Below are 20,937 nucleotides of genomic sequence, written 5' to 3' on the forward strand. Positions count from 1 at the left end.
TATTTTGCGGATTTTTTACTATGATAGAACATTTTGGGTATATAGTAAATAAGGGGTGATTTAATGAAAATTACATTTTTAGGAGCTGCACAAGAGGTAACAGGATCTTGTTATATTGTGGAGACTGAAAAACACAAATTTATGGTTGACTGCGGATTGTTCCAAGGAAGTAAAGAGTTAGAACAAAAAAACCATGATGAAATAGACTTTAGTGAAGCGGAGTTTATGATTTTGACTCATGCTCATATTGATCATACAGGAAGAATTCCATTTTTATATAAAAATGGATTTAGAAAGCCAATCTACTGCACAAAAGCTACAAAAGATTTGGCAGAGATAATGCTAATGGATAGTGCCAAGATTCAAGAGAGTGATGTTGAATGGGAAAATAGAAAAAGACAAAGATCAGGAAAAAAACTTTTAAGTCCACTTTATACTACGATAGATGCAATGAGTTGTATTTCATTATTTCAAGGGCGTTACTATGATGAGGTAGTTAAAATAAATGAGGACATAAGAGTTGTTTTCAGAGATGCAGGTCACATGCTTGGTTCGTCAAGTCTAGAAATATTTATCACTGAAAATGGAAAGACTACAAAAATTATTTTCTCAGGAGATATAGGGACTTCAAATAATCCTATTTTAAACAATCCATATGTTTTATCTGGTTGCGATTATTTAGTTATGGAATCCACTTATGGTAATAGAATCCACGAACCTTACAAAGAAAGTGTACACTCTTTAATTGAGATAATTGAAAAAGTATCATCAAGAGGTGGAACTGTAATTATTCCTAGTTTTGCAGTTGGAAGAACTCAAGAAATCATTTATGAACTAAACAGTTATTACGATTATCAAATAAAAAATCATTATGAGAAGAAAGTCCCAGTATACGTAGATAGTCCTATGGCTCTCGAAGCGACAAAAGCATTTATGAAAAATACCGATTTGTTTAATCAAAAAGCAAAAGATTATATTTCAAGTGGAGATAATGTATTCGAATTCGAAAACTTACATTACGTTAAAAATGTAGACGAATCAAAAATGCTTAATAGCGTAAAATTCCCTAGGGTAATTATTTCTTCTAGCGGAATGGCTACAGCTGGACGTGTTCGTCACCATTTGAAACACAATTTGTGGGATGAAAAAAACGCAGTTGTTTTTGTTGGATATCAAGCGCAAGGATCACTTGGAAGAATTTTATTAGATGGTATAGATGAAGTTAAACTTTTTGGCGAAACAATAAAAGTCAACGCTGAAATATATAATTTGGGTGGATTTTCAGGTCATGCTGATCAAAACAATCTTATGGATTTTGTAGACAATATGAAAGTAAAGCCTAAGAAAATCTTCATAACTCATGGTGAAAATGAAGGTGCAGAAACTTTATCTAATTTGTTAAAAGAAAAGTATGATGTTGAGACTGTTATCCCAGAAATTTATTCAACAGAAGAATTTGAAGCGGGAAATTACAATATAGAACAAGAAATATCTACAAACCGAGAAAATAATGATTTGTATGACGAATTAGAAAAGATAAAGAAAAAAATCGATCGATTGTATGAAAATAAAGAATTATTCGACCATAAAAATATGGATTCTGAAGAATACAATCAACTTAACAATCAAATTTTAGATTTGAAGAATAAAATCATGACAATAAACATGATAACTGGAGAATAAGTCTGTATAAAAGGCTAATTAAATAGCTGGGAGAAAATATGGAAAAATATTTTTATCAGGGAAATAATGAAATGGATGTATATTTGTTTCATGAAGGAAACAATAATAATTTGTACAAATTTTTAGGATCTCATATTTACTCAGATGGATTTGGAACCTACACCAGATTTTTGGTGTGGGCTCCTAATGCTAAGCACGTAAATTTAGTTGCAGATTTCAATGATTGGGACGATTATTCACTTCCGCTTCAAAAATTACACGACGAACAAATCTGGGAGATTTGTATTAGAGATGTTAAAATCTTTGATTCATATAAGTACAGAATAGTAACACAAGATTCAGAAGTTTTATATAAAGCGGATCCATTTGCTTTTCATAGCGAATTAAAACCTAAAACAGCAAGCAAGGTTTATGACATTGATGGTTATAAATGGAATGATAAAAAATGGCTCACAAAAAGAGAAAAAACAGATATATTTCACAGTCCTATGAGTATCTACGAAATAAATCTTTCTTCATGGCGAAAACATGATGAAAATTATCTCTCCTACTTTCAATTAGCAGATGAACTTGTATCTTATCTCAAAGAAATGAATTACACACATGTTGAATTTATGCCCTTAATGGAACATCCATTTGATGGATCATGGGGATATCAACTTACGGGTTTTTTTGCAGCGACATCTAGATTTGGTTGTCCAAAAGATTTGATGTATTTGATTGACAAATTACACCAGAATGATATTGGAGTTATCATGGATTGGGTACCGGCTCATTTTTGTAGAGATGATTTTGGACTTAGAAAATTTGACGGAAGTAATTTATTCGAAAAATCTGACCAATACTTAGCTGATAATGATCAATGGGGAACGTTGAACTTTGACTTTTTCAAAAAAGAAGTGGTAAATTTTCTTATATCTTCTGCATTATTTTGGCTCAAATACTATCATTTGGATGGAATAAGGGTTGATGCAGTTGCTTATATGATTTATTTGAACTTTGCTGGGAAAGATATCAAAAACGAAGATGGCGGCTATGAGAACAAGGAAGCTATCGAATTTATTAAAAAATTAAATCAAACAATCAAACAAGAATTTCCAAGTGCTTTTGTCATTGCAGAAGAATCAACTTCATGGCCAAATGTTACGAAGTCTGTAGAAAAAAATGGACTTGGTTTTGATTTTAAGTGGAATATGGGTTGGATGAATGACATAATCAAATACATGAAGATGGATCCAATCTTCAGGAAAGACCATCATAATTTATTAACTTTTTCGATAATGTACGCCTTTAATGAAAATTACATCCTTCCATTTAGTCACGACGAAGTAGTCCACATGAAAAACTCAATGATTGGTAAAATGCCTGGAACTTACGATGATAAATTCGATCAAATAAGACTTTTGTATTCGTTTATGTTTGCTCATCCAGGTAAGAAACTTTTATTTATGGGTAATGACATAGGACAATTTGATGAGTGGAATGAATACAAAGACATCACGTGGGAAGTTTTGGAATACGAGAAACATCAACAATTAAAACATTTCATGCAAGATTTGAATAAATTTTACAGAGATAATAACGAGTTTTATGATTTGGATACTAGCTATTCAGGTTTTCAATGGGAAGATGTGAACAACGCAAATGAATCTTTGATTATTTTCGAGAGAATAAATTCTAAAAACGAAAAAATTATTTGTATTTTTAATTTTACACCTGTAAAAAGAGAGAAATATCCTGTAGGTGTCGATTGTTATGCGCTTTATTCAGTTGTACTTAATTCTTCAATGAAAAAATATGGTGGTAATTTGCTAAGGAATAAACCTTATTATTCCAAAAATAATGGACATAACGACAGAAAATTTTCAATAAAAGTTGATATAGAACCATTTTCTGCGATGTTTATAAAATTAAATAAACTTAGAAATATCAATATAAAATAGGAGGGCGTATGAAGGCGCGAAATAGAGTTGTCGCTATGCTTTTAGCGGGAGGACAAGGTTCAAGACTAAAAGCATTGACAAAAAATGTTGCAAAACCAGCAGTTTCATTTGGTGGAAAATATCGAATAATTGATTTTGCTTTGAGTAATGCTGCAAATTCAGATATAAGAGATGTAGGAATATTAACACAATACAAACCATTCAAATTAAATTCACATTTAGGAAATGGATCTAGTTGGGACTTATCCAGAAATTCTGGCGGTTTAAGAATTTTATCTCCATTTGCCACAGAAAGTGGTGGTAATTGGTATGAAGGTACAGCCAATTCTATTTACGAAAATATGAATTACTTGGATGAATTGGATGCAGAATATGTTGTTATTTTATCTGGTGATCATATTTACAAAATGGATTACAATAAAATTTTAAAATATCATAAGGATAAGAATAGCGAACTTACAATAGCAGTAATGGAAGTAGATTGGAGCGAAGCTAGTAGATTCGGTATTATGAATACCGATGAAGATGGGAAAATTGTTGAATTTGAAGAAAAACCCAAAAATCCAAAAAGTAATTTGGCTTCTATGGGAATATATATTTTCAATTGGCATACTTTAAAAAATTATTTGATCGAAGACAATGAAGATAAGAATTCTAAGCACGATTTTGGAATGAATATAATTCCTAAGATTATAAATGATGGACTAAATGTTTTTGCATGGAAATTTGATGGCTACTGGAAAGATGTGGGAACTGTAAGAAGTTACTGGCAGGCTAATTTGGATTTATTAAATCCTGATAATAGACTTGACTTGTACGATACTAATTGGAGAATTTACACAAAAAACAGAAATCTTCCTCCTCATTATGTTGATGAAGTTGCAGAGGTCAAAAAATCTTTAATTAATGAAAATTGTTTGATTTACGGAAATGTGAACAATTCCGTTTTGTTTTCTTCGATAACTGTAGAAAAGAATGCAGAAGTTCATGATTCTGTTATTTTAAGCGATACCGTTATCAAAAAAGGTGCAAAACTTTACAACTGTGTAGTCGCAGAGTCCATGACTATTGAAGAAAATCAAGTAATTGGTGAAGAAAACTCCGACAAAATCTTCTTGGTTAGCGAAGATGGAATTGAAGAGTGTTAGGAGGAATTTATGCAAAATTGTATTGGAATTATATACGGCGGAAAAAGCAGACAAGATTTTGGTTATTTAACAGATTCTAGACCAGAATATATGCTTCCTTATGGAGCAAGATATAGAATTATAGATATTGCATTGAGTAACTTTGCAAACAATGAATTTTCAAATGTTGTTTTGTATGGTGGCAAAATTATGAGGTCTACTCTTGATCACTTGGGAAATGGTGAAAGTTACGAATTGAACAGAAGACGAAATGGACTTGTTATATTTCCTCCAACTTTTGAAAATGCAGGTAAGGAAATTGTAGCTTATAATGAAACTAAAGATTTTTATTTGAGATCTAAAGAAGATGAGTTGTACTTCTACGATCCAATGGTTATTTTTAGAGAAGATTTTTCGGTTTCTCATGATAGATTTATAAAAGAAGATTTGGACATATTATTGTTCTGCAAAAAGATGGATAATGCAACGGGATTATTCATCGGTGAGACTAGATTAAACTTGGATGATGAAGGCAATCTAATCAGCATAGGAACAAATCAAGGAGTCGATGATGAATTTAATTTGATGACTAACATCGGTTACATGAAAAAAGAAGTCTTTTTGAATTTGATTCACGATGCAGCTAAAAATTCTAATTCTAATGAATTAATTGATGTTATTATTTCTAATTTGGATAAATTAAAAATCGGTGTGTACATGATTGACGGATATGTTGAGGTAATCAGAAATTTGACGCAATTTTACGATGCGAATTTGAAATTATTGAATGCCGATATTTACAATAATGTATTTTTCAAAAATGGATTGTTGTTAACAAAATCAAAAGACGAGCCGTCAGCATTGTATGGTGATTCTGCTTGTGTGAAAAATTCATTGATAGCAAACGGAGTCAAAATAGATGGTAAAGTAGAAAACTCAATTATTTTTAGAGGCGTAGAAATTCAAGAGGGTTCTGTTATCAAAAATTCCGTTATTTTCGAGAGAACTGTTATAGAAAAAAATGCAGTAGTTGTAAATACGATTACTGATAAAGGAGTTTTGATAAAAGAAAATGTAACTGCGGTTGGTAATCCAAATTATCCGTACGAATTAAAAAAGAATGCAATATTAGAAGATAAATAGGGGAAAGTAAATGAAGATTTTATATTGTGCAGCAGAGGCTGATCCGTTTATAAAAACTGGTGGACTTGCAGATGTTGCAGGCACACTTCCACTTGAAATGAAAAAGCAAGGTCATGATGTGAAAGTGGTCATCCCTCTGTACAAATTGATAAATGAGGAATACAGAAAAAAATTTGAATTTGAGGGAAGCTTTTATGTAGATTTAGATTTTAAACATCATTATGTTGGTGTGTTCAAATACATTCATAGAGGTGTGGAATTTTATTTTTTAGATAACGAAGATTATTTTAACAGAGATAATGTGTATGGCGAAAATGACGATTGTGAAAGATTCGTATTTTTCTCTAAAGCCTGTGTTCAATTGTTAAGATATATCGATTTTGACTGTGACATTATCCATTCCAATGATTGGCACACAGCAATGGTAAATGTTTATGCTAGAGATTTTGCTAAAGGGGATCCGTTCTATGAGTCAATTAAAACTGTTTTTACAATTCACAACCTAAAATATCAAGGTGTATTCAGTTCAAATTCACTTAGACAAACAGATTTATCACCTATGTATTTTTCTGAAGATGCATTGAAATTTTACGATGCAATTAATTTTATGAAAGGTGCGATAGTTTTTAGCGATAAAGTTACAACTGTTTCTAAAACTTATGCCGATGAGATTAAATACTCATTTTTTGGAGAGGGTTTGGATGGTGTTATAAGACAATATCACTACAAAATATCTGGAATTACAAATGGAATTGATACAACTATTTGGAACCCAGAAAAAGACAAATATTTATTTAAAAATTACTCACTGAAAAATATCAAAGATAAATCCGTGAACAAAAAAGCATTACAAAGAATGTACGGTTTGGAAGAAAAAGATGTGCCTATATTCGCCATGGTTACTAGATTAGTTGAAAACAAGGGGCTTGAACTTGTAAGATACATTATGGATGAGTTTTTGACGACAGAAGATGTACAAGTGATAATTTTGGGAACAGGTGATTATTCTTATGAAGAAATGTTCAAATATTATGAGTGGAAATTCCCAGATAAATTAAAAGCAAATATTTATTATAACAATGAAGAATCACACAAGATTTATGCAGGAGCAGATTTCTTGATGATGCCATCAATATTTGAACCTTGCGGAATATCTCAATTAATTGCTATGAGGTATGGGACAATACCAGTAGTGCGTGAAACTGGAGGATTGAGGGATACTGTTCAATCATTTAACGAATTTAGCAAAGAAGGAAATGGATTCTCCTTTACAAATATCAACGCGCATGACTTCTTGTACACATTGAGACGTGCAATATCATTTTATTACAATGATGATTTCAAAATAATTCAAGAAAATGCTATGAAGTCAAAAAATGATTGGCAAAAATCTGCAAAAGAATACATCCAACTTTATGAGGAGATAATTAAATGATTGATATTTCCGAAGATCGATTAAGAAAGCTATTACAGATAAAATTATCGTATAACTCATTAGTCGATCTTCAAGATGCGGATGTCAATGAAATTAGAATAGCATTAAATGAAGTCATTAAAGAAATTATTTCTGAACAATGCACAAATATAACTAATAACAAATCTTCTAGAACATATATAGTGTCGTTTGAACTAATGGTAGAAAATTTGTTTGGAGATTATATTGAAAAACTAAATTTAAAAACTCCATTACAAAAAATATTACAAGAAAAATATGAAGATATTGTAAATATGGACAATGATCTGCACTTAGGACAAAGTTATATAGGAAGATTCTCAGTAGATTTGTTTGAGAAACTTTCAAAACAAGGAAAGTTTTGTAAAGTGTATTCTATTTTTTACAAAAATTCACAGTTTAAACAGCAAATAGTCGATGAAAATCAAATTGAGACAGTATTTAATAATCCAAAAACAAGCGTCGTTTTTAAAAGATCTAATGAATACGACATAGAATTAGATAATAATAAAATTAAATCACAAATATACGATATTCCTTATATAAATTGGAATACGAATTTTATTAGATTATTTGCACCAAAAGCTAATCCCAATCTTAATTACGAAAATTTTATTCGCGGAAAAATTGAGGAGATTTATTCTGAGGAAAACAAACTAGACTCAATTTGCCAATTTGTTTACACACCTCAGATTGACGAATTTGGAAAGTATATTAAATTCTTGCAACAAAAATTTCTTGCAGATTCAATACTGGAAGACATATTTAATGACGAAATCAAATTTTTCAAAAATCCAGATAACATCGAAGACCATATTCAAATTAATATCGTTGAAACAAATGTTGCTCTGGTAATAATCGCATTCTTGCAAAAATTATTGGATTTTGGATATGATTTTGAAAAAGCTTTGGAAAAATCTAATAAAATTTTCAAGTATTATAATATTAATCTGCACAGAGAGTCATTTGAATCAATGGATCTGAGATTTTTGTATCAGTTTGATTATATTAAAAATATTATCCATTTGCTAAATGAAAATGCTCAGAAAAATGGGTACGCACAAATTATCAAAGACAATTTTCTAGATTGTTTTAATCTTATTGCTTTCGTAACACATTCTATAATTGTTGGGTCTGATTATCAAAAAAAATATCTTTTGAATAGCAAATATGTGAATATCATCAAAAACGTTGAAGTTAAAATTGTGGTAGAAACCTATGGGTTTAACGACTATTTATTCTATAAAAGTCTAGAATGTGATAATTTGTATTCAAGCAAACTAAAATATAAGAAAAAACTTGTAGAAAAGTACAGTTTAGAAAATATAAATGATAAGAGCATTTTTAATATGCAATTATCAGATTTTCACGAAGGAAAGAGACAAGCTGTAAATGTCTTTTATATTTTGTATTTGTACTTAAAACTAAAAGATAATGTGAATACGATAATTACTCCTACGACGTTTTTTATTGGAGGGATGAGTTCGTTTGATTATTTGTTTTGCAAAAAAACAATTAGTTTGTGTCTTGGCTTATCTAAGATGATTAATTCGGATAAGTTAATTCAAGAAAAAATAAAATTAGTGTTTGTCGAAAATATTATGCTAGATCAAATGCCAGATTTCGCCAAAGCTTGTGATGTTTTCAATTATATACCATATAAAAACTTCGATATTTCAAACACATACCCTTACGCATTTATGAATAACGGTTCAATTATTTTGACAAGTAATTCCAATGTTTATGAAAATATGATTCTATTAAAAGATATTGGAGTATTGAAGTTTGATGAAGATAATTTCGTAAATACAGAATCCAGTTGTATGGATTTTATATTAAAAAATATCGAATTATTAGAAAACAAAAAATTCATAGATGAATTTTATGAGATTTATAATTTGATTCTTAAATACAACGATAGTTTTAATGTGATAAATTCTTTTGATAATTTTGTTAAAGTTAATGAAAAAATTCAAAAATCGTACTTGAATGAAAATTTATGGAACGGTTTAATGATTAAAAATATAGAAATATCCAAAAAATTCGGAATTAACTATTTAAAGGATGTTTAGGAGTTATAAATGTATGATTTAGGGTTTAATTATAATAAAGAATATACAGTTTTTAAGATTTATGCTCCGCAAATAACTAGTGTCAAATTATTGTTGTACGAAAATTACGATGATGTCAGATACAACTCCATAGATATGAAAAAAAGTGATGGATATTTTGAAGTCAAGGTTAAGGGAGATTTGGATGGAGTATATTACAAATATCAGCTTGATGAAAAGTTTGAAATTGTAGATCCGTTTTGTAAAGCCTCATCAATTAATAGCCTAAAGTCAAGTGTCGTAGATTTGAATTCCACAAATCCAGTAGGGTTCATCGATCAACAATACAAAATAGCAAATAGGAAAGAAGCTATAATTTATGAATTGTCGATAAAAGATTATTCTTCAAATATTTCTAGCAAAGTTGATGAAAAATATCGCGGGAAATTTTTGGGATTGGTAGAAGAAAATGATGTTTCAGGAATAAATCATTTAAAAAATTTGGGCATAACACATGTTCATTTAATGCCTGTATTTGATTTTGTAGGCGTTGATGAGAGAAATTCAGAAAAATTTTCTGAAGATAATTACAATTGGGGATACAATCCTGAAAATTATAACTGTATTGAAGGTAGCTTTGCTACAGAACCAGAAAATCCAAAGAATCGAATTTTTGAATTCAAAAAAATGATTCAAACTTTACACGCAAATAATATCGGTGTGATTATGGATGTTGTTTACAATCACACTTTTAGAAATAAAGATCATCCATTTAATTTGATTTATCCACAATTTTATAGACGTGATAATAATGGAGATTTTACAAATGGATCTGGTGTTGGTAATGAATTAAACACAGAAGATGAATTTGTGAGAGATTTTATTATTCATAGCTTATTATATTTTCAAAAAGAATTTCACATTGATGGTTTCAGATTTGATTTAATGGCTCTGATAGATTCAGAAACAACTGATAAAATCGTAAGTGAACTTCGAAAAGAAGATGATAATGTAATTATATACGGAGAGCCATGGATGGCGGATGAATCCCCACTGCCAAAAAACAGAAGAACCACTTTTGGTAGTCAAAAAGGAAAAGATTATGCGTTATTCAATCCTTTTTTTAGAAATGCCATTAAAGGTGATAACGATGATATTTCTACAGGTTTTGTTCAAAAAAATGTAGATAAAATTAGTTTGGAAGTAGGAATTTGTGGATCGATTTACTATGATGAAGATAGACGTGGGTTTTGCAAAAATTCTAATGAATCTATTAACTATTTTAATTCACACGATAATTTAATACTTCAAGATAAATTACTTAAAACAAATGCAGATATTGTAACATCTACAAAACTTTGTTTTGATTTGATAATGCTAAGTCAAGGAATACCATTTTTCCATTGTGGAAATGAGTTTTTGAGAAGCAAATTGATGTTTAAAAATACTTATAATCAATCACTTGATATTAATGCAGTGAATTGGAAGTTGAAATATGATAACAATGAAATATACCAACATGTAAAATCGTTAATTGAATTTAGAAAAAGACATTCAGAATTCAATCTAAAAGATGAAAATGAGATTAGAAACAATATCAAATTTTATGATTTAAATGATTTTTGTATTTGTTTTAGTATTAAAAATGATAAAGGATTTTTGCTTGTTTTTATAAATTTAGGGGAACAATTCGAATTTGATTTGAGCAATTATTTTAAATATTTTGTAAATTGTACGAAGATTTTTGATGAAAAAATAATTGAAACAGAAGTAAGCGGAAATGTAATTTTGATTGGAGAGAGAAAAAGCGGGGTATATTCAATAAGTATGGAGAAATAATGGATACTAGATATGAACTTAAAGATGTAGATAAAATTTTGAGTATAGAAGGCTTCTTTGGTGGAGATCAACAATGGTTTGAAGATGTTTTGAATTCAAACTATCTTACTAAAAAAGGTTGTTCAGTAATTGCCATCACAAATTTCCTTATCTACATTGCAAATACAAAAAAAGAATATGCTAAGTTAGTTCCAGAAAATTTTATCGGAATTCCGATAAATAAGACTGATTATATAAAATTTGCTGACAAGTTATCTACATTTGTTAAACCTAAACTATATGGCGTTCCATTTTTATTTCCAATGAACAGTGCTATTCGAAAGTACGCCAAGAAAAACGGGGTGAGCCTTGTTGTACAAAACTACAATTTTACTTGGAATATCAGAAATATAGTGACATATATTATTGGCGCAATAGCAAATGGCTATCCAGTTTTGATGTTGACGTTAAATCACAAAAATCCTGATGTTAAATTTCATTGGGTTACGATAACTGCGATTTATTATGATGATAGTTGGAAAATTGAATGCTCAAACTGGGGAACAAAGAGAGTGTATGATTTAGAAAAATGGTTTAAAGAAAAATCTTTGTATAAAGGTTTAATTTATTATCAATAGGAGGTTTTTATGGATTATTTAAAAGTATATAATGAGTGGTTAAACGATGAGTCTTACGACGAAGAAACAAGACAAGAATTGATGTCAATAAAAGATAATGATGAAGAAATAAAAGATAGATTTTACAAATCATTAGAATTTGGTACTGCGGGATTAAGAGGAAAAATCGGAGCTGGTACTAATAGAATGAATAAATACAACATAATGAAAACAACTCAAGCTCTTGCTGATACTATCAAAAATTACGGTGACGAAGCAATTAAAAGAGGTGTTAGCATTAGCTATGATGTTAGAAAGTTTTCAAAAGAATTTGCTGAAATTTCAGCAAATGTATTAGCGTCTAATGGAATAAAGGTTTATTTGTCTGATGATATTAGACCAACACCAATGTTGTCTTACTCAATCAGAAAATTCAATTGTATTTCAGGAATTATGATTACTGCTTCTCATAATCCAAAAGAATACAATGGATACAAGGCTTATTGGGAAGAAGGAAGTCAAATTCTAGAAGATAAAGCAAATGAAATATTAGGTAATTTAGACAAGATTGACAGTTTTACAGAAGTTAAAATAGGAGATTTCGAAAAACTAATAGCTGAAGGTAAGATAGAATATTTTGGAGAAAATCTTGATAAGGATTATTTTGAAGATGTATTAAGTCTTACTATAAATGATGAAAACATAGACAAGGATGTTAAAATCGTCTACACTCCATTGAATGGAACTGGAAATAGATTTGTTAGACATATTCTAGATGTAAGAGGATTCAAAAATGTTTATGTTGTAAAAGAACAAGAACATCCAGATAGTAATTTTACGACTGTTCCATATCCTAACCCCGAAAACCCAGAAGCGTTTGAATATGCAATTAATCTTGGAAAAGAAGTAGGAGCTGATTTATTATTGGCAACAGATCCAGATGCAGATAGAACTGCTGTAGAAGTTTTTGATGATGGAGAATACGTGTTCTTAGATGGTAATAAAATTGGAGCTTTGTTGACAAATTATATTTTAAGTCAAAGATACGAAAAACACGATTTACCAGAAAATCCAGCAGTAGTAAAATCGATAGTAACGGGAGATTTGTCGGCCAAAATCGCTAAAAAATACGGCGTTGAAATGATTGAAACCCTAACAGGATTTAAAAATGTTTGCGGAAAAGCAAATGAATACGAAAAAACTGGCGAAAAATCTTGGGTATTTGGATATGAAGAAAGTATCGGATATTCTTATGGAACTTTTGTGAGAGATAAGGATGCTGTAAGTTCTTCAATGATGATTTCAGAAATGTTAGCTTTCTACAAAAAACAAAACAAGACATTGATTGATGTATTAAATGTTTTGTATGAAGAATTTGGATATCATGAAAACTCACTTTCTTCTGTTGTTTTAGAAGGATTGGATGGCCAAGAAAAAATCGGAAGAATTATGGAAGAATTCCGACACAATCCTATCGAAAAAATTGGGGAAACAAGTTTGATTGAAACAAAAGATTATGATGTAAATTATGAAGATTACAATACTCCAAGGTCAAATGTTTTAAAGTATTACTATGATGATGGATCATGGTATGCGTTAAGACCTTCTGGAACTGAGCCAAAAATCAAATTATATATTTATTCTGTTGCAGATTCTAAAGAAAAAGCTGAACAAAAAGTTTTGGACATTGAAAAAACAGCAAAAGAAAAAATGATGAACGTAAAATAATTTCTAAATATCACTTATTCCTAAATCTTGGGGTAAGTGATATTTTTTAAATTGGAAGATATTGAGATTTTTTGATATTGTATGTATAATATACTATATTAAATTCTAGGAGAGAAAAATGAGAAAACTTGAAGAGAGAATTATGAAAGATGGCACAGTATTGCCGGGAAATATATTGAAGGTAGACAGGTTCATTAATCACATGATTGACCCTGTTCTTTTTGAAGATTTAGCAAATGAGTTTTATGAAAAATTTAAGGATAAAAAAATCAACAAAATACTGACAATTGAAGTTAGCGGCATTGCTATCGCATACGCTTGTGGAATTAGATTTAACTGCCCAGTTGTATTTGCGAAGAAAACAAGCTCAAAAACATTGGGTGATAACTGCTACAGAACAGAAGTGTTTAGTTTTACAAAAAATAGAAGTTATGAAGTTATGGTTTCTAAGGAATATTTGGATGAAAATGACCGTGTTCTATTAATTGATGATTTTTTGGCAAATGGAAAAGCCTTGGAAGGTTTGATAGATATTTGTTCGCAAGCAAATGCACATGTTGAAGGAATAGGAATCTTAATCGAAAAAGTTTTTCAAAAGGGTGGAGATAATTTAAGAAAACAAGGTTACACAATAGAATCGTTGGCAAGAATAAAAGGCTTTACTGATGATTCTGTTATATTTGAAGATTAATTTTGACAAATTGTAACTTTATTTTTCATTTATTAAGTCAAAAATATGATATATTAGATTAGGATAAAATGAGAAAGGATGAAAACCTGTGAAATACATTATTGACATATTGGATGCATTCTTTTCTATACAAATTACTCCAAATTTAAAATTATACAATTTAATTTCTATGTTTTTTAAATATTTGTTTGTAATAATTATTTACTATTTTATTTTCAACATAATCAAGATGATTTATTTGGACATAAAAGGTACAAACAATATGAACTACAGTTCAAATACTTATTTAAAACTAATAAATAGAAAAGAAAATTTGCCTTTTAAAATACAAGAGCATTATTTTATAGGAAGAACTGCGACTATAGGAAGAGACGACAGCAATCAAGTTGCATTAAAAGATAGATTCATATCTAAGAGACATGCACGTATTTACAAAGAAAAGAATAATTATTATATAGAGGATTTAAATTCTGCAAATGGAACTTTTTTAAATGGCAATAAATTAGTAAATTCTGCCAGACTTAACGACAAAGATTTGATAGATATCGGACAAATTGAATTTATGTTTGTAAATGGTGACAAAGATGCAAACTAAACGTAAAAAAAATAGCAGATTTAAAGAATTTATCGATAATTTGAAACCAATGCGTGTGAATAGTAAGATGATAAAACCTGTTTATTTAATATTGCTGTTTAACATATTTGGTTTTTTCTTAGCTTTAGGATCGAACGAAAAAGGATTAGATTCAAAAGCTTTAGTTTATTTTCTGTTTGCTACAATTTTCATGTTTTTGGCAAATAAATACGTAACCAAAATCACTAAAGGTGACGGCTATATATTGCAGATAGCTTGCATGCTTTTTAGTATTGGTATAATCATGATTTACAGACTTAATCCATATGAAGGATTAAAACAAATTATGTGGTTTACTATTGGAATATTGCTATTTTTTGGTACATTTTTTATTTTAAAAAGTTACAATAAATGGTACAAATTTACGGCGTTTTATCTGATAGGTTGTATACTAATGTTTTTAATAACACTTGTACTTGCACAAGACAAATACGGTGCTAGAAACTGGGTTAGTATTTTTGGGATTGGATTTCAGCCATCAGAAATTACTAAAATATTGTATGTTTTCTTCTTGGCTAGCTATGATTATAATACTGATATGTTAGATAAAATAAAATTAGACTCTGCACATAAATATAAAAAATATTTACCTATAATAAAAAGATATTTTTTGATGATTGTCGTTTATTTATTCATTGGAATGTTTTTCTTGCAAAAAGATTTGGGAACTGCGATGATTTTCTACGGTTTGTTCTTAGTATATCAAATAGTAAATCAAGAAGATATCAAATTAATTTTGTTGAATTTATTAATAGCAATAGCAGGAGCTGTAGCTGCGTATATGCTTTTTTCACATATAAGGATAAGAGTTTCTACTTGGCTTGACCCTTGGAAAAATATCGATGGAATAGGATATCAAATAACGCAAGCTTTATTTGCGATTGCAAGTGGTGGATTTTTTGGGACAGGACTTGGTCTAGGAAGACCAGATGTTGTTCCGGTAGTTACAAGTGATTTCATATTTGCAGCGATTTGCGAAGAAATGGGAACTTTTACAGGAATGGGCGTAATAATGTTGTTCTTAATTTTGATTTATAGAGGGATGAAGATTTCTTTGTATCAATCAAATAAATTTTACAAAATTGTGGCTCTAGGAATTTCAGTTATTTTTGCAATACAAGGGTTAGTAATGTTCGGGGGAGTAATGAAGTTGGTTCCTTTGACAGGGATTACAATACCTTTTGTAAGTTATGGAGGAACTTCAATGGCTATGTCGTTCATATGCCTTGCAATTTTACAATTCTGCTCAACTGATCAAGGAGAGGAAGATATTTATGCAAAATAAAATGAACAAGAGAATTATTGTGGTTTTATCTTTCTTGATGACTTTATTTGTTTTATTGGTATTGTATTTAACTTATTTTCAAATTGTTAAAGCCGACAAAATTGCAAATAACGAATATAATAAAAGATTGTGGGTTGATGAGGATAAGGTCGAACGTGGTACTATTTATGATAGAGACAAAAATGTTTTGGTAGAAACAAAAAAAGATCAATCTGGTAAGAATTATAGATTTTTCGATTATGCAGATATATATGGAAATATAACAGGATATAATTCAAAAACTTACGGTACAGCTGGTCTTGAAAAATCATACATGAAGGAATTGTTAAACATAAATAAGGACACACCTTTATCTCAGTTGAGAAATATTGTAAGTTCAAAAAATAATAAAGGTAATGATTTGGTACTGACAACTAATTCTACATTACAAAAATTGGCGTATAATTTATTAGATGGGAAAAAAGGATCTGTTGTATTGATGAATCCAACAACTGGAGAAGTTTATGCTATGGCAACTTGTCCATCTTACAATCCAAATGACGTTTCAACTCAATGGCAAGAACTTTTAAACAAAGAGTCTTCTCCATTGTTGAATCGTGCCACACAAGGAATGTATACTCCTGGATCTATTTTTAAGATAATAACAGGTAATGCAATATTAGAAAATGAAGATAAAGTTGATAAATATGTAGAAGATAATACCGGTACAATTGAATTCAACAAATACACAATTTCTAACAATAATGGTGCGGTGTTCGGTGAGACTGATTTGCGAAAAGCTCTTGAAAAATCTTCTAATGTTTATTTTGCATCTCAAGGTGTAAAATTAGGAAATAAAATTTTGGAAGATAATGCTTCTAAGTTTATGCTTGGCAAGAAAATTCCTTTTGATTTGCCAGTTGCAGTAAGTGTCAATGGATATACAAAAACAAAAAGTAACGCTGATATTGCTACTACAAGTTTCGGACAAGGAGAAACTTTAGTAACACCATTAAATATGGCGATGGCGATGAGTGCAGTTGCAAATAATGGTGAAATGATGAAACCATATTTGGTAAGTCAAATCATCGATTCAGAAGGAAAAGTAATAAAAGAAACAAAGCCTGAATTGTTGTCTGAAGTTGGTAACAAAAAAAATATGGAATTACTAAAAGATTATCTAAGAACTACTGCTGAAAGTTATGACACACTAAATGTAAGTACGTCAGTAATTGCAAAATCAGGTACAGCTGAAATCAAAGACAAAACAAGTACGCATGCTTGGTTTGTTGCAGCGGCTCCTGCAAAGAAACCAAAATTTGCGATAGCGGTTATTTTGGAAGATGATAACTCTTATGGAGTTAGAACTGCAGGACCTATAGCTTCAAAAATGCTTAATGCGGCAATAAATGAATTAGGTTTAGAAAAATAAAAATAAAACATGGATTAACAATGCTTGTACATTGTAATCCATGTTTTTTGATTTTATAAGAATTTATCTTTAATATTTAACCAGTACCAGTCTTTTAAGAATACTAATTTGTTAATATATTGGTCTGAATAAGTAAAGTTTACGTAATCGACATTATCATAGCTTCTGTTCAATCCATCTGCCAAGACGATGGAGCTTTTTTTGTCAAAATTGTGATCTCTAAAATAAAATGTTACATTACTTTTTGAAGGAACGACTAATGAATTCAAAAGTGAGCGATACGCTTTTGAATTAATAGGAGCAAGAGGTGTTACTTGAAAACCATCGAGCCCATGATACAACACAGATCCTCCTGCTGAAAAATTATATGCAGTTGAACCAGAAGGAGTCGATACTATGATTCCATCTCCAGCAAATGATTCAAGGTGATTGTCATCAATGTATACATCTAAATAAACAATTGATGAATCGTCACTTTTTACAACAAACTCATTTAATGCTTTGTGAGTATATGTCTTGCTACTGTTACGAATAGCTGTTTTAGATTCTAAAAGTGATATCTTTTCTACACCATAATTTTGATTTACTAAATCCGAAATGAATTTGTCTATATTTGGAATAAGAATTTCTTGGTAAAAACCCAAATGACCAGTATTAATTCCTACAAAAGGAATCGTAGAAAACTCATACTTGTGAACAGCTCTTAAAAAGGCACCATCTCCACCGATGCATAAATTTATCAGGGCATTCTCGTCAAAATCGAATGTAGGTTTGAATCCTTTCTGTTCTAATTTTTCCTTTACAATTAAAGCTGTTTCAAGTGATTTTTGGTTATCGTTTACATATATATTTATAATTTTGCTGTTTTTGTTCATTTATTCTAAAAGCTCCTAATATTTGATATAATTTTATTATACCAAAAAAGTGGAGTTTTAAACAATGAAACAAATTAGTTTTGATGTAGATAAAAAAATTAGGTTAGATGAGTTTTTGAAATCAAATCACATTTCCAAAAATTTATTTCTCAGTATTTACAAAGATGATATTTTTATAAATGGGAAACATGCAAAGAGAAATTCTAAATTAAAACCAGGTGACAAAGTAACCATCAATCTTAGAGATGAAGAGAATAATTACAAACCAATAAATTTATACATTGAAGTTTTGTATGAAGATGATGATATTTTTGTATTAAATAAACCTGACAAACTTACAATGAATACAGACGGAGAAGAAAGCTTAGCGAATTTTGTGTCTTATTTATTTAAACAACGTAATATTAATCAGAAAGTTAGATTTATCAATAGATTGGATCAAGATACATCAGGTGTTGTAATGGTTGCTAAGAATAAAATAGCTCAAGCTTATTATCAAAAAAACTCGTTTAAGAAAAAATACTTAGCAATCGTAAAAGGAAATCCTAAAAATCAAAAGATAGAATTAAATTTAAAACGCGATGGAGTTAAAACTGAGGTTGATGAAAATGGTAAAAATAGTGTAACTATTTTACAAAATCTTAAAAATTATGGGGATTATTCATTGGTTAGTTTAAAGCTTGTGACAGGTAGAACTCATCAAATAAGAGTAAGTATGGAATATATTAATTGTCCAATAGTCGCAGATAGTTTGTACGGAGAAAAAATAGAAGGATTTTCTCAAATGCTACATGCAAATGAAATAGAATTTGTTGATATGAAAAGAAATGAGCATATTATTACGACAGAAATTCCACAAAGATTTAATAAATTTTTGAATAATTAATCTTACTTGAAAACACTTTTATGTTGTAGTATAATTAAATTAACCTCAGAAGAGGAATCCTGAAAAATTAAACCGACACACACTATAAGGGATGACGGACGTTCGATAATTGATGACGAGCCCTCTTTGAAGGGATGTCAGATGTTTGAGACAGTCAACCCACCTTCACATACTGAAGGTCATTAATTGATTAGGGTCTTCTGAGGATATTTTGAAAATAAAAGCGATTTCGCTTATTAGCATGGGACAAAATCTCATGCTTTTTTCTTATGTGTTTAATTTGAGATTATCTATTCACTAAAGTAGTATGAGAATGTATAATATATGATAGATAAGGTGAGTGATATTATGAAAGATTCTAATTTAAAGAAATGCCCAAATTGTAATTCATTTGTTGGCGTTGAAGATAGATTTTGTAGAGTTTGTGGTCATGATTTTTCAAAAGATGATGATTTTTCTTCTGAAGGAAAAACATTTGAGGATTTTTTGTTAGAGGCTTCTAAATTTAGAAACGAAACTCAAAATCACGATCTTGGTTTTATAAAAAAAGAAGAAGATAATTCAACAGATAATGAGAAAAATTATTCTAAGATAGATAATGGCTCTAATCAAGATACAACTGACAGATTAAATGTAGTGGATATTGAATCTGAATCATTGAAAAAAGAAAGAGAAAAAGCATTCCAAGAAGCAAATACAGATTATGATGATTACTACGATTATTATGATGAAGATGATGAAAAATCATCGATATTTAAGAAAATTATATTTTCAATTATTGGTGTGGCTTTATTAATTGGTATTGTATTTGGTATTAAATACATAAAACCTATGTTCCAAGAAAATCTTGCTGGTAAAACTATTACAGCTGAAACTGTAAAAGATAAATTTATTCAAGCAGTACAAGCAAAATCCTCAGAACAAATGATAAGTATTGTAAAATCATCAAATCAATCTGTGCCATTTAAAAACAAAGATGCTGAAGAATTTATTAACGAAATAAATTCTAATCCAGAGCATCAAACAACTATTTTGAAATGGTTAGAAGATGATGAAGCAAATCTAAAATCAGATAAATCTTATAAAAGTACTAACCCATTAAGAATGGTAAAAGAAAATGACGGATATAAAATTTTGATTGATCCTATAAAGTTAACAATAGAAAATCCAGAAAACGCAAAGTTGAGTTTAGAAAATGCTTCACAATACGCATTTCCAGGAAAGAAAATTTTATTAATAGAATCTAATGATTTAACATTGAGACAAAATTATGATTTATCCTTTTTCTCAAAAAATAATGCGATTAATTGGGATATTGTAGACATAAATAAAACATTGCCTGATTTTGATGTAGCAAGTGGAGAGAAAAATTACGAAATCAGAAAAACAATAGATGATGATTGCCTTGTATTTGTAAATGACAAAAACACTGGACTTACTACTGATAAGTTTAATGAAAAAGGCAGAAAGAATTTAACGGAAGACCAAGATTTTGTAAGAATGGTTGCCAAAGGGAAAAATGGTTTATTAAAATCGCCAAAACAAACTGTTGGCTGGGAAACCTGGGTTAGATTGTATTTGAAAGATTAAAT

The 20,937-nt window shown here is 29.6% G+C and carries 16 protein-coding genes; 15 read left to right on the forward strand and 1 reads right to left on the reverse strand.

The window, feature by feature from the left end:
- Window positions 1-63: 63 nt before the first annotated feature.
- The 13 genes from ACU68W_RS04295 (at window position 64) to ACU68W_RS04355 (ending at window position 17,584) form a co-directional block, all read left to right on the forward strand.
- Window positions 64-1,683 carry an MBL fold metallo-hydrolase RNA specificity domain-containing protein gene (locus ACU68W_RS04295; protein WP_094223591.1) on the forward strand — a complete coding sequence of 540 codons (1,620 nt, stop codon included), beginning with the start codon at window positions 64-66 and terminating at the stop codon, window positions 1,681-1,683.
- A gap of 38 nt (window positions 1,684-1,721) precedes the next feature.
- A complete protein-coding gene (gene glgB, locus ACU68W_RS04300) occupies window positions 1,722-3,626 on the forward strand; it encodes a 1,4-alpha-glucan branching protein GlgB (RefSeq protein ID WP_094223590.1) in 1,905 nt (634 codons plus the stop codon).
- Between the two features lie 8 nt (window positions 3,627-3,634).
- Entirely contained in the window at window positions 3,635-4,774 is a 1,140-nt protein-coding gene (locus tag ACU68W_RS04305) for a glucose-1-phosphate adenylyltransferase (RefSeq protein ID WP_094223589.1), read from the forward strand.
- 9 nt (window positions 4,775-4,783) lie between these two features.
- Window positions 4,784-5,896 (forward strand): glucose-1-phosphate adenylyltransferase subunit GlgD, encoded by a 1,113-nt coding sequence (gene glgD, locus ACU68W_RS04310; protein WP_094207309.1) that lies wholly within the window; start codon window positions 4,784-4,786, stop codon window positions 5,894-5,896.
- A gap of 10 nt (window positions 5,897-5,906) precedes the next feature.
- On the forward strand, window positions 5,907-7,331 hold the full coding sequence (gene glgA / locus ACU68W_RS04315; RefSeq protein ID WP_094223588.1) for a glycogen synthase GlgA: 1,425 nt from the start codon (window positions 5,907-5,909) through the stop codon (window positions 7,329-7,331).
- The gene (locus ACU68W_RS04320; RefSeq protein ID WP_446756160.1) at window positions 7,328-9,421 is read left to right on the forward strand and encodes a glycogen/starch/alpha-glucan phosphorylase; all 2,094 of its coding nucleotides are present in this window, start codon (window positions 7,328-7,330) and stop codon (window positions 9,419-9,421) included. The genes glgA and ACU68W_RS04320 overlap by 4 nt, the downstream gene beginning before the upstream one ends.
- Before the next feature lie 9 nt (window positions 9,422-9,430).
- Window positions 9,431-11,239, forward strand: coding sequence for a type I pullulanase (gene pulA, locus ACU68W_RS04325; RefSeq protein ID WP_446756161.1), 1,809 nt, complete (start codon window positions 9,431-9,433; stop codon window positions 11,237-11,239).
- Window positions 11,239-11,856, forward strand: coding sequence for a hypothetical protein (locus ACU68W_RS04330; RefSeq protein ID WP_446756162.1), 618 nt, complete (start codon window positions 11,239-11,241; stop codon window positions 11,854-11,856). The genes pulA and ACU68W_RS04330 overlap by 1 nt, the downstream gene beginning before the upstream one ends.
- A gap of 9 nt (window positions 11,857-11,865) precedes the next feature.
- Window positions 11,866-13,563 (forward strand): phospho-sugar mutase, encoded by a 1,698-nt coding sequence (locus tag ACU68W_RS04335; RefSeq protein ID WP_094223584.1) that lies wholly within the window; start codon window positions 11,866-11,868, stop codon window positions 13,561-13,563.
- Between the two features lie 118 nt (window positions 13,564-13,681).
- Window positions 13,682-14,254, forward strand: coding sequence for a xanthine phosphoribosyltransferase (locus tag ACU68W_RS04340; RefSeq protein WP_094223583.1), 573 nt, complete (start codon window positions 13,682-13,684; stop codon window positions 14,252-14,254).
- Window positions 14,255-14,342: 88 nt separating this feature from the next.
- Window positions 14,343-14,849 carry an FHA domain-containing protein gene (locus ACU68W_RS04345; RefSeq protein ID WP_094223582.1) on the forward strand — a complete coding sequence of 169 codons (507 nt, stop codon included), beginning with the start codon at window positions 14,343-14,345 and terminating at the stop codon, window positions 14,847-14,849.
- On the forward strand, window positions 14,839-16,173 hold the full coding sequence (locus tag ACU68W_RS04350) for an FtsW/RodA/SpoVE family cell cycle protein (protein ID WP_094223581.1): 1,335 nt from the start codon (window positions 14,839-14,841) through the stop codon (window positions 16,171-16,173). The genes ACU68W_RS04345 and ACU68W_RS04350 overlap by 11 nt, the downstream gene beginning before the upstream one ends.
- Window positions 16,163-17,584: a peptidoglycan D,D-transpeptidase FtsI family protein gene (locus ACU68W_RS04355; protein ID WP_094223580.1), complete on the forward strand. Its 1,422-nt coding sequence runs from the start codon at window positions 16,163-16,165 to the stop codon at window positions 17,582-17,584. The genes ACU68W_RS04350 and ACU68W_RS04355 overlap by 11 nt, the downstream gene beginning before the upstream one ends.
- 53 nt (window positions 17,585-17,637) lie before the next feature.
- On the opposite strand, the gene ACU68W_RS04360 is transcribed toward ACU68W_RS04355, so the two are convergent.
- Window positions 17,638-18,459, reverse strand: coding sequence for an NAD(+)/NADH kinase (locus tag ACU68W_RS04360; RefSeq protein WP_094223579.1), 822 nt, complete (start codon window positions 18,457-18,459; stop codon window positions 17,638-17,640).
- A gap of 64 nt (window positions 18,460-18,523) precedes the next feature.
- Here ACU68W_RS04360 and ACU68W_RS04365 point away from each other — a divergent pair, with 64 nt between their 5' ends.
- Complete coding sequence (locus ACU68W_RS04365) at window positions 18,524-19,345, forward strand: RluA family pseudouridine synthase (RefSeq protein WP_094223578.1); 822 nt, start codon at window positions 18,524-18,526, stop codon at window positions 19,343-19,345.
- A gap of 348 nt (window positions 19,346-19,693) precedes the next feature.
- Window positions 19,694-20,935 carry a zinc ribbon domain-containing protein gene (locus ACU68W_RS04370; RefSeq protein ID WP_094223577.1) on the forward strand — a complete coding sequence of 414 codons (1,242 nt, stop codon included), beginning with the start codon at window positions 19,694-19,696 and terminating at the stop codon, window positions 20,933-20,935.
- The last annotated feature ends 2 nt before the right edge of the window (window positions 20,936-20,937 follow it).

It is taken from the genome of Finegoldia sp. P2-F-LR (assembly GCF_052932265.1).